Below are 9,338 nucleotides of genomic sequence, written 5' to 3'. Positions count from 1 at the left end.
GGGCGGAGGCCGCCGGCGCGGCGACGGGTGGGGCGATGACGGCGGCCAGGCCCAGGACAGCGGCGGCGGCGCTCCGCCAGGCGCGAGAAGTGATCATGCGCAAACACTTAGTGGCCGTACCGTGCCCGCCCGGTCCATTCGACTGTCCGAGGGCGCGCTGACATGTTCAGACACATCGTCACACCGCGTACGATGCAGTCGTGATCGCGTATGCCCCCGCAGCCCTGTTCCTCCTCCTCTTCGGCATCGGCGTATTGCGCGACCGACGACGCTTCAGCAACGCGGTCCACTTCGGGCTCAGTTGTATATTCCTGCTGTTCGGTCTGCTGTTCAGTCTGCTGCGCGCGGCCGCGGCGGGCGGCGACCGCGGTGTGCACGCCCTGGAGTGGATCGCGGCCGGACTCCTCCTGATCCCCTTCCTCGGCGCCCTCGTCCTGCCGTCGCTCCTGCTGGCCAACGGTGTGAAGATGATCCGCAAGGAGGGGCGGCGCCCGGCCAACCTGCTGTCCTTCCTCGCCGGTCTCGGCATCTTCGGCCTCATCGGCCTGACGATCGCGTCCGCCGTCACCCGCTCCCGGAATTTGACGATCGCCACGGGCACCACCCTGATGATCGCCGCCTATGTCTCGTTCCTGTTCTTCTGTTTCATCGGTTACGCGTTCCTGTACGGCTGGATGCGGCCGCGCCGGGACGTCGACTTCGTGGTGGTGCTCGGCTCCGGGCTCATCGGCGGGACGAAGGTGCCGCCCCTGCTCGCCAGCAGGCTGGAGCGCGGGCGCGCGGTGTACGAGCGGCAGGCGGCGCGCGGCAATCCGCCCGTCCTCATCACCTCGGGCGGCCAGGGCCCGGACGAGCGGCTCCCGGAATCCCACGCCATGGCCGACTACCTCACCGAACGCGGCTTCCCCGCCGAGCACGTCCTGCGCGAGGAGGCGTCCCGCACCACCGAGGAGAACCTCCTCTACAGCAAGGCGATCATGTCGGAGGCGAAGCCCGGCTACCGCTGCGTGATCGTCACCAATAACTTCCACGCCTTCCGGGCCGCGCTCATGGCCCGCAAGACCGGCGTCAACGGCCAGGTCGTCGGCTCCCCGACGGCCGCGTACTTCTGGCCGAGCGCGACGATCCGCGAGTTCGTCGCCGTCTTCCTCAACCACAAGCTCGTCAACTTCACCATCTGCGGCCTGCTCGCCCTCTTCGGCCTGGCCGCCGTGTGGATCCGCTGAGCGGAGCGCCGGCGGTCAGTCCCAGTCCTCGGCGGGCCGGGCCTCGTGGAGGACGGCGTGGTAGTACCCCTCCGCCTCGCGCCCGGCAGGGTCCAGTCCGGCCGCCACGACGCTCTCCAGGGTGCGCCGCCGCTCGTCCGGGTCGGTGAAGCGGCGCTGCCGGTGCGTGATCCCGGACGGCCGTGTGACCAGTCCGTACCGCCGCAGCACCGCCGCGACGGGCCGGAAGTCGACGGGCCGCACCACGAACGCCGCCACCCAGGCCCGCCCGCCGGACGGCGCGAGGACGGTGTCGAACGTGCGCGGCCCGATGTAGCTCAGCCCGCCCGTGACGGTGACCAGGCCCGCCGGGGCGAGCGCCTCGGACAGGGCGGCGCCCGCCGGTACGGTCTCCAGGTTCGCGGCGAAGGCGGCGTCCAGCAGGCCGACGGCCGACGCGTAGCCGACGGCCCGGGGCGAGGCGTCGACGCCGACGACGGGGACCGCGTCGGCGCGGCGGCGAGCGGCGTAGAACTCCTTGTCCTCGGCGATGAGTTCCTCCAGGGACAGCCCCGCCGTACGCGGGCCCGTGTAGTGCTCGTAGAGGTCCCGCAGCGTGAGGTCGTGGTTGACCAGGGCGGCGTTGATGCCGTACGAGCAGCACAGGTCCACCAGGGTGACCGGCTCGCCGGGGTGGACGCGGGCCCGGTCGGCGAGCAGGGCCCGGAAGACGGGCTGGGCGTGGTGGGGGATCTGGTACCGCAGTGGCGCCAGCCGGGTGAAGTACGCGCGGGGGTCGGGCCGGTCGTAGATGTCGTCGAAGCTGCTCTTGCCCCAGTCGCCCGCCCCGCCGTCGGTTCCTGTCGCCATGCCCCGGCCTTCCTGTCGGCTTCCGGTCCGCGTCATGCCTTCCCCGGGACCGCGCGGCACCGAACACACCGGGGGGTGATTCCGGCCGTCCGGGTCATGCCCTCGCCGCGGGGTCCGGTCAGTTGTCGTCGCCCGGGAGAAGGTCGGCGGCGCGCACCTGATGGAGGTGGATCAGGGCGTCGTAGCTGCGGCCCAGGGCGACCGGTTGCCGCGGCCAGGGGTAGGCCGTGCCGATGGTGTAGGTGGGCCGGGCCCGGCGGAGCCAGTCGCGGGCCGGGGCCGGTGCGGTGCGCAGGTCCAGGAAGTAGTCGCGCTCGCGCACCCGGTCGAGGGTGTGCTCGTTGCTGCCGGGGGCGGCGGGCCCCACGGTGAACTTCTTGACGTTCTTCCCCAGCGGCTTGTCGTCCGGTCCTGTCGCGTTGAACGACCCCTGGTCGAAGGAGAGCCCGACCGCGACATAGCGCTCCCCGAACCGGTCGTGCAGGAACGCCCCCTGCGACTTCGGGTAGTTCGCGGGGTCGTCGCTCACATAGGTGATGTGCCCGTTGTGGGCGGAGAGCAGGACCTTGTCGCCGGTGTTCCGCTGCCACCACGCGGTGTTGTCAGCCATGACCTGGTCGCGGAAGCGCATGGCCGCCGCGACGCCCTCCTGCTTGCCGAAGTCGAAGGCGTACTGGTCGGCGGTCAGCCGCAGTGTCAGCGCGTTCTGGACGGCCCATCGGTACGCCTCGCCGGCCGCGCGGCCCGGGGCCGGTCGCTGCTTCCGCAGCAGGTCCAGGGCCCGCCGGGCGCAGGCGGCCTTGTCCTGCCGTTCGGCGAGCGGCCGCTCCAGGTAGGCGCGCATGTACGGGCCGGTGGCCGTCGTCGGGCGCAGGTCGCGGTAGAGCCCGGTGAGTTCGGGCAGCAGGGCCGGGTGGGCGGTGCGGACGTAGTCGAGGACCCGGTCGTAGAGGTCCGGGCCGGCGTAGGAGACGTCGTTGCCCATGAACCGGACGGGGTCGCCGGGGTGGGCGACGTTCCAGGAGCGCATCCACCGGACGAGGGAGAGGTATTCCCGGGTGTTCCAGAAGAGGTAGGCGTCCTGGAAGTCCTCGCGCAGCACGCGCTCCGGGTCGCCCTTTCCGTGCAGGACGTAGTCGTTGAGCCGGAGCCCGGTGCTCCAGGGGGCCTCCAGGGCGTAGGTCCGGAAGCCGCGTTCCTCCACCAGGTGGCGGAAGACCCGCTGCTTGAGGGCGAAGAACTCATGGGAGCTGTGGGTGGCCTCGCCCATTCCCACGACGCGCGCGTCCCCCACCATGCGGTCCAGGGGCCGCAGATCGTCCGAGGGCCCGGACGGCTCGGTGGACCGGAGCGGGTGCGCGACGCGCTCGACGGCCCGGACGACGCCGTCGTCGTCATGGGCGGGGGCCGCGAGGGCCGGGGTGGTGGCCGCGGTCGCGCCCAGACAGAGAAAGAGGGTCAGGAAGGCGGTGGCCGGGCGTCGTTTGGTGTGCTTCATACGGTCCAGCCTCGTCGCCGGGAGGACGGGGTCCCATCCGGCGGGTCCCCGTCTTCCGGGTGGGGCTGGCCCCACCCTGCACCTGGGGAACGCGGGACGGCCGCCGACGGGATCAACCGCCGGTACCAGCCGACCCAAGAGCCTCAGAAGGCAACCTGTATAACAACGTGTATGAGACATATGACCTTACGCCGTTCCGCGTCCCTGGCCCTCGCCGTCACCGCACTCCTGGGCCCGGCCACCGCCGCCGGCGCGGCCGCGCGGCCGCAGGCCGCCCCGTCCTCCGCCGCTGCCGCCGCCGCGACCACGGCGCCGGACCGTGCGGTGGTGGCCGGGCTGGACCGGTACGCCCACCGGCTGCGCGGCACCCGGCCGGGCGGGTCCAGTGCGGACCTGGAGGCGTTCGGGAAGGCCACCCGGGGCGCCTCCGTCGTCGGGGTCGGCGAGGTCTCGCACGGCTCGGGCGACGTCTTCGCCCTCAAGGACCGGCTGCTGCGGCACCTGGTGACGCGCGAGGGCTTCTCCGCCTTCGCCATGGAGATCAACTGGTCCGCCGCCGCGCGCATCGACGCCTATGTCCGCACCGGCGAGGGCGACCTGCGGCAGATCATGCGCGACGAGTTCCAGGACGCGTACGGCCTGTTGGACACCGAGGAGTACCTGCGGCTCTTCAGCTGGGTGCGCGAGCACAACCGCACCGCCGCGCAGCAGGTCCGGATCGTCGGCATGGACTTCTCCGACGTCGACCCGGAGCAGTACGACCGCCTCCTCGCCTGGGCCGAGCGGAACACGCCCGCGCTCGTCCCCGAACTGCGCGAGCGGTACGCGGCGCTCCGCGCGCTGCGCGGCGGGGTCGCCGAGCGGCTGGCCGCGTACGGCGCCCTCCCGCTGGCCGAGCGCAAGAGGATGGCCGAGGACGCCGGGGCCGCGTACCGGCTGCTGGAGGGGGCCGGTACGCGGGATCCCCGGGTGCTCCAGGACGCCCGGGTCATCTCGCAGATGGCCACGTCCTACGCCTTCGACAGCGACGACCCGGCCCAGGCCCTCGCCGCCAACCGGCACCGGGACCGCACCATGGCCGAGAACGCCGTCTGGTGGCAGCGGAACACCGGCGGCCGGATCGTCGTCTCGGCACACGACGGGCACATCACCTACGAGGCGGCCCTGCCCCACGTCTACCCCGTCACGATGGGCGCGGACCTGCGCGAACTCATCGGCAAGGAGTACCTCGCCGTCGGCACGTCCGCGTACGGCGGCGCCTACCGGGCCCGGACGGCGACGGGTGTGGGGACGTTCACCTTCGCCGCCGCGCCCGGCAGCAACGAGTACGTCCTCGACCAGGTGCGCCACCGCGACTTCTACGTCGACCTGCGCGAGGCGCGCCGCGACCCGGCGCTGACCGGCTGGCTGGACACGGCCCGCCCGACGTTCATGATCCCCGGCCGGTACCCGTACCAGACGGCGTGGCCGCTCGCGCTGGGCCGGGGCTACGACATCGTCATGCACCTCCACGACGTGGGGGCGTCCGTCCCGGTGCCGCGCCCGTAGCGGCCGGCGGGAGGCGGGCGGCTTACATCGCGGGCGGTCCGTCCTCCTCCCCGGGAACGGTGTCCCCTACTCCCTGCGGACGATGTCATCCGTCTTGTGGTGCACCACCGTTGGGGCATGCGCTTCTCCTTATCGACCAGTGACGGGAGCATGCCTTGACGGACGTGACACGACGCGGAGTGCTCGCGGGCACGGCGGCGCTGGGGGCGACGGCCGTGGGGCTGTCCACGCCGGAGGCCGCCGCGACACCCGCCGGCCGGGCGGCCGCCGCCGTACCGGCCCGGTCCGGCCCCGCCACCGTCGGACCCGACGACACGCGCTACCCGTCGCTCACCCGGCGCGGCACCAACGCCCGCTTCGTCGGCAAGCCCGACTACGTGCGGGTGGCCGACACCACCGAGCAGGTCGTCGAGGCCGTGCAGCAGGCCGTGCGCGAGGGCAGACGCGTCGCCGTGCGCAGTGGCGGGCACTGCTTCGAGGGCTTCGTCGACGATCCCTCCGTCAAGGCCCTCATCGACCTCTCCCCCATGACCGCCGTCCATTACGACGCGTCGCGGCGGGCGTTCGCGGTCGAGCCGGGTGCCCTGCTCGGGCAGGTGTACCGGCGGCTGTTCACCGAGTGGGGTGTGTCCATCCCGGCGGGCGCCAGCGCCGAGGTGGGAGTGGGCGGGCATGTGCTCGGCGGCGGGTACGGCGCCCTGTCGCGCCGGCACGGGCTGTCCGTCGACCATCTGTACGGCGTGGAGGTCGTGGTCGTGGACGCCTCCGGGAAGGCGTCGAGCGTCGTCGCCACCCGGGACTCGTCCGGCCCCCTGCGCGAGCTGTGGTGGGCGCACACGGGCGGCGGGGGCGGCAACTTCGGCATCGTCACCCGCTACTGGTTCCGGGACCCGGCGGCCACCGGGTCGGACCCCACCCGTCTACTGCCCCGCCCGCCCGCGTCCGTCCTCACCTTCAGCGCCTCCTGGCCGTGGAAGGACCTGGACGAGCGTTCCTTCGCCCGGCTGGTGCGCAACCACGGCACCTGGTACGAGAACAACAGCGCGCCCGGCTCGCCCTACGCGGGGTTGTTCAGTGTGCTGATGCTGAACACCCGCAAGGTCGGCACCCTCGACATGATCGGCCAGCTGGACTCCACCGGATCCGGGGCGGAGCGGCTCCTGGACGACTACCTTGCCGCGGTCGGCCAGGGGACCGGGGCCCGGCCCACGGTGACCCGGCGGGCCCTGCCCTGGCTCCAGGTCAACGCGAACGTGTCGGAGTCCGCGCCGTCGTTCTTCAAGGCCAAGTCCGGCTATCTGCGCAAGCGCCTCACGGACCGTCAGATCGATGTGCTCCACGAGCACCTCACCGGCAAGGCGGGCGGCGAGCTCGGCGGTTCGCTGTGGCTGGTCTCCTACGGCGGGAAGGTCAACACCGTCCCGGCCGACGCGACGGCCGTCGCGCAGCGGGACTCCATCCTCAAGGCGGTCTACCTGACGGCCTGGGAGGACCCGCGGCACGACGGCGGGACGGAGCTCGCCTGGCTGCGCGACCTCTACAAGGCCGTGTACGCCGACAGCGGCGGTGTGCCCGCGCCCGGCACCAACAGCGACGGGTGCTTCATCAACTACCCCGACGCCGACCTCGCCGACCCCGCGCCGGGCGGGGCCGGGACTCCGTGGCACACCCTCTACTACAAGGGCCACTACGCCCGGCTCCAGCGCGTCAAGGCGCACTGGGACCCGAGGAACGAGTTCCGGCACGCCCTGTCCATCCGCCCGCCCCGCTGACCGGTCCCTCGCCGGCGCCCGCGACCACGTACCCGTATTCGTAGGCCAGGATCACGGCCTGGGTGCGGTTGCGGGCGCCGAGCTTGGCCAGGAGGTTGCTGACGTGGGTCTTGACCGTCTCCAGGCCGACGATCAGGTGACCGGCGATGTCGGTGTTGGACAGGCCCCTCGCCATGAGACGGAGGATCTCCCGCTCGCGGCCGGTGAGGGCGGGGGTGCCGCGCGGAGGCCGTGGCGGCGGCCCGGGCCGGGCGGCGACGAGCCTGCGGACGCTGTCGGGGAAGAGGAGCGAGTCGGTCGTGGCGACCAGGCGCAGGGCGTGGGCGATCTGTTCGGACGGGGCGCGTTTGAGGACGAAGCCCGCCGCGCCCGCGCGCAGGGCGTCGTAGACGTACGCGTCGTTCTCGAAGGTCGTGATCACCACGACCTTCGGTGGTGGTCCGGGCAGGGCCGTCTGGAGCCGCCGGGTGGCCTCGATGCCGTCGATGCCGGGCATCCGGACGTCCATCAGGACGACGTCCGGGCGCAGTTCCCCGGCGAGGGCCAGGGCCCGGTGGCCGTCGCCTGCCTCTCCGACGACGGCGAGCCCGGGCAGCGCCGAGAGCAGGGTCCGCAGGCCGGTGCGGGTGAGTTCCTCGTCGTCCGCGACGAGGACGGTGACGGTCGTGGTCACGGCGCCTGCCTCAGCGGGACGCGCACGGCGAGCAGCCAGCCCGTGCCATCGGGGTCCGGTCCCGTCACGGCCTCGCCGTCGAGGAGGTCCACGCGTTCCAGGATGCCGGTGAGTCCCCTGCCGCGCCGTGCCGCGCGGGCCGGCCGGGCGCGCCCCGGGAGCGGGTTGGCGATCTCCAGCTCCAGGAGGGCGGGGGTGACCGTCACGCGCAGGCGGACCGGGGAACGGCCGCCGTGCTTCAGGGCGTTGGTCAGCCCTTCCTGGACGATCCGGTAGGCCTCGCGGGAGACGGTCGCGGGGACGCCCGCCGGGTCGCCGGTGACGTCCGCGCGGACGTCGGTCCCCGTCCGGCGGACCCGGTCGACCAGCGTGTGGAGGTCGGCGAGGGTGAGCGGCGGGGCCGTGGCCGTGCGTTCCTCGCGGAGGATGCCCAGGGCGTGGTCGAGGTCGTCCATGGCGGCGCGGGAGGCCTCCTCCAGGCCGGTGAGGGCGCGGCGGGCGGCGGCCGGGTCGGTGTCCATGAGTCTCCTGGCGACCGCCGCCTGGATGGTGGACGCCGTCAGGGTGTGACCGATCGAGTCGTGCAACTCCTGCGCCAGCCGGTTGCGCTGGGCCATCCGCCGCATCTGCGACTCGAGCGCGGCGAGCCGTTCGGCGGGGCCGTGGCCGAGGAGCGCGGGGGCGGCGCGCCGGAGGAGGGCGGAGACGGCGGCACAGGCGTGGCCCGCCAGGAGGAGGAGCGCGCCCGCCGCCGGGAGCGTCCACAGCCCGCCCGCTCCCCCGGGCACGTCCAGGGGACGGAACACCGTGATCCGGTCGCCGCCGTTCAGCCACACGGCGGGCAGGGCGAGAGCCGTCGCCGTCGCGAGGACGGTCACGGCCGTCAGTACACCGCCCACCACCGTGTGGAGGACGAGCCACGCCCCCGTGCGGAACCGGTCGGCGCCGCCTGCCCGCGCCGCCGCGACGGGGGCGGGAAGGGCCGTGCCCAGCAGGCGGTTGGCCAGGCGGACGGAGGCGCCCCGCGCCGGTCGCGGGCAGCCGGCGGCGACGGTGAGGGCGGCCCACGCGGTCAGGAGCACGGCGGTGCGGGCCGGTGCCGGCCAGTCGCGCGGGACCGCCGCGGTCACGAGCGTGGCGGCGGCGAGCGGCAGGAGACCGAGGGCGGCGCCGAGCAGCCCGTGGAGCCAGGTCCGGAGGGTGTCGCCGCTCGTGGGCGGACGGAAGGGACGTATCAGGAGACGCACGCCCGGGAGTATCGCAGCGGCTTGCGGTGGCCCGCCTCCCCCGCGCGAGCGATACACGGTCTCCCCCGTGACCGGGATGTGCCGGCCGGTCAGGCGCACGAGGCTTGCCGGGACTTCGGCACCTGCTTCGTACGACGGGGGTTCTTTCATGGCAGCGCAGATCACGGTGGGCACGACGGCCGACGGGGGGCCGGGTGGTGACACGGGCGGCCGGAACGGCGTGGCGGCCTTCAACGGAGTGGCGGCTTTCCTGGTCATCTGTTTCACGGGGAGCTGGCTCTATCTCTACGCCGCTCATTCGCTGTGGGGGCTGTCGCTGGTCGATCCGCTCGTCCAGCTGCCCTTCGCCCTCATGCCCGCGCTCGCGGCGGTGGCCGTGCGGCGCCGGGTGACCCGGGAGGGCTTCGCCGGGGCCGGGCTGAGGCCCCGGTTCCGGGGCGCGTGGCCGTACTACCTCGCCGCGTGGCTGGGGCCGCTGGTCTTCGCCGCCGCGGCCGTGGGGCTGGCGTGGGCGCTGGGGTGGGC

The 9,338-nt window shown here is 73.4% G+C and carries 7 protein-coding genes and 1 pseudogene; 4 read left to right on the top strand and 4 right to left on the bottom strand.

The window, feature by feature from the left end:
• Nucleotides 1–200 precede the first annotated feature (200 nt).
• A complete protein-coding gene (locus tag K6I33_RS26085; RefSeq protein ID WP_229356978.1) occupies nucleotides 201–1,226 on the top strand; it encodes a YdcF family protein in 1,026 nt (341 codons plus the stop codon).
• A gap of 15 nt (nucleotides 1,227–1,241) precedes the next feature.
• On the opposite strand, the gene K6I33_RS26080 is transcribed toward K6I33_RS26085, so the two are convergent.
• Together K6I33_RS26080 and K6I33_RS26075 are read right to left on the bottom strand one after the other, a co-directional pair.
• On the bottom strand, nucleotides 1,242–2,075 hold the full coding sequence (locus K6I33_RS26080; protein ID WP_229356977.1) for a hypothetical protein: 834 nt from the start codon (nucleotides 2,073–2,075) through the stop codon (nucleotides 1,242–1,244).
• A 118-nt stretch (nucleotides 2,076–2,193) separates the two neighbouring features.
• Nucleotides 2,194–3,573, bottom strand: coding sequence for an erythromycin esterase family protein (locus K6I33_RS26075; RefSeq protein WP_229356976.1), 1,380 nt, complete (start codon nucleotides 3,571–3,573; stop codon nucleotides 2,194–2,196).
• Between the two features lie 171 nt (nucleotides 3,574–3,744).
• On the opposite strand from K6I33_RS26075, the gene K6I33_RS26070 reads away from it, so the two are divergent.
• Nucleotides 3,745–5,121, top strand: coding sequence for an erythromycin esterase family protein (locus K6I33_RS26070; RefSeq protein WP_229356975.1), 1,377 nt, complete (start codon nucleotides 3,745–3,747; stop codon nucleotides 5,119–5,121).
• A gap of 164 nt (nucleotides 5,122–5,285) precedes the next feature.
• Nucleotides 5,286–6,893, top strand: coding sequence for an FAD-binding oxidoreductase (locus K6I33_RS26065; RefSeq protein WP_229356974.1), 1,608 nt, complete (start codon nucleotides 5,286–5,288; stop codon nucleotides 6,891–6,893).
• On the opposite strand, the gene K6I33_RS26060 is transcribed toward K6I33_RS26065, so the two are convergent.
• Nucleotides 6,829–7,566, bottom strand: coding sequence for a response regulator transcription factor (locus K6I33_RS26060; RefSeq protein WP_229356973.1), 738 nt, complete (start codon nucleotides 7,564–7,566; stop codon nucleotides 6,829–6,831). The two genes, K6I33_RS26065 and K6I33_RS26060, sit on opposite strands and share 65 nt — an antisense overlap.
• Nucleotides 7,563–8,813: a histidine kinase gene (locus K6I33_RS26055; RefSeq protein WP_229356972.1), complete on the bottom strand. Its 1,251-nt coding sequence runs from the start codon at nucleotides 8,811–8,813 to the stop codon at nucleotides 7,563–7,565. Before K6I33_RS26055 ends, K6I33_RS26060 begins: the two co-directional genes overlap by 4 nt.
• Before the next feature lie 148 nt (nucleotides 8,814–8,961).
• Here K6I33_RS26055 and K6I33_RS26050 point away from each other — a divergent pair.
• Nucleotides 8,962–9,338 (top strand): annotated as a pseudogene (locus K6I33_RS26050) (hypothetical protein); the annotation flags it as partial.

The sequence above is a fragment of the Streptomyces sp. UNOB3_S3 genome, from assembly GCF_020740895.1.
Classification (GTDB): domain Bacteria; phylum Actinomycetota; class Actinomycetes; order Streptomycetales; family Streptomycetaceae; genus Streptomyces.
The sequence above is the reverse complement of the archived record's forward strand: the minus strand, read 5'-3'. Positions and strand labels throughout refer to the sequence as shown.

What these genes read in the sequence shown, in the direction of transcription:
- K6I33_RS26080 (WP_229356977.1), bottom strand. Translation starts at nt 2,075, where the DNA reads ATGGCGACAGGAACCGACGGCGGGGCGGGCGACTGGGGCAAGAGCAGC.
- K6I33_RS26075 (WP_229356976.1), bottom strand. Translation starts at nt 3,573, where the DNA reads ATGAAGCACACCAAACGACGCCCGGCCACCGCCTTCCTGACCCTCTTT.
- K6I33_RS26070 (WP_229356975.1), top strand. Translation starts at nt 3,745, where the DNA reads ATGAGACATATGACCTTACGCCGTTCCGCGTCCCTGGCCCTCGCCGTC.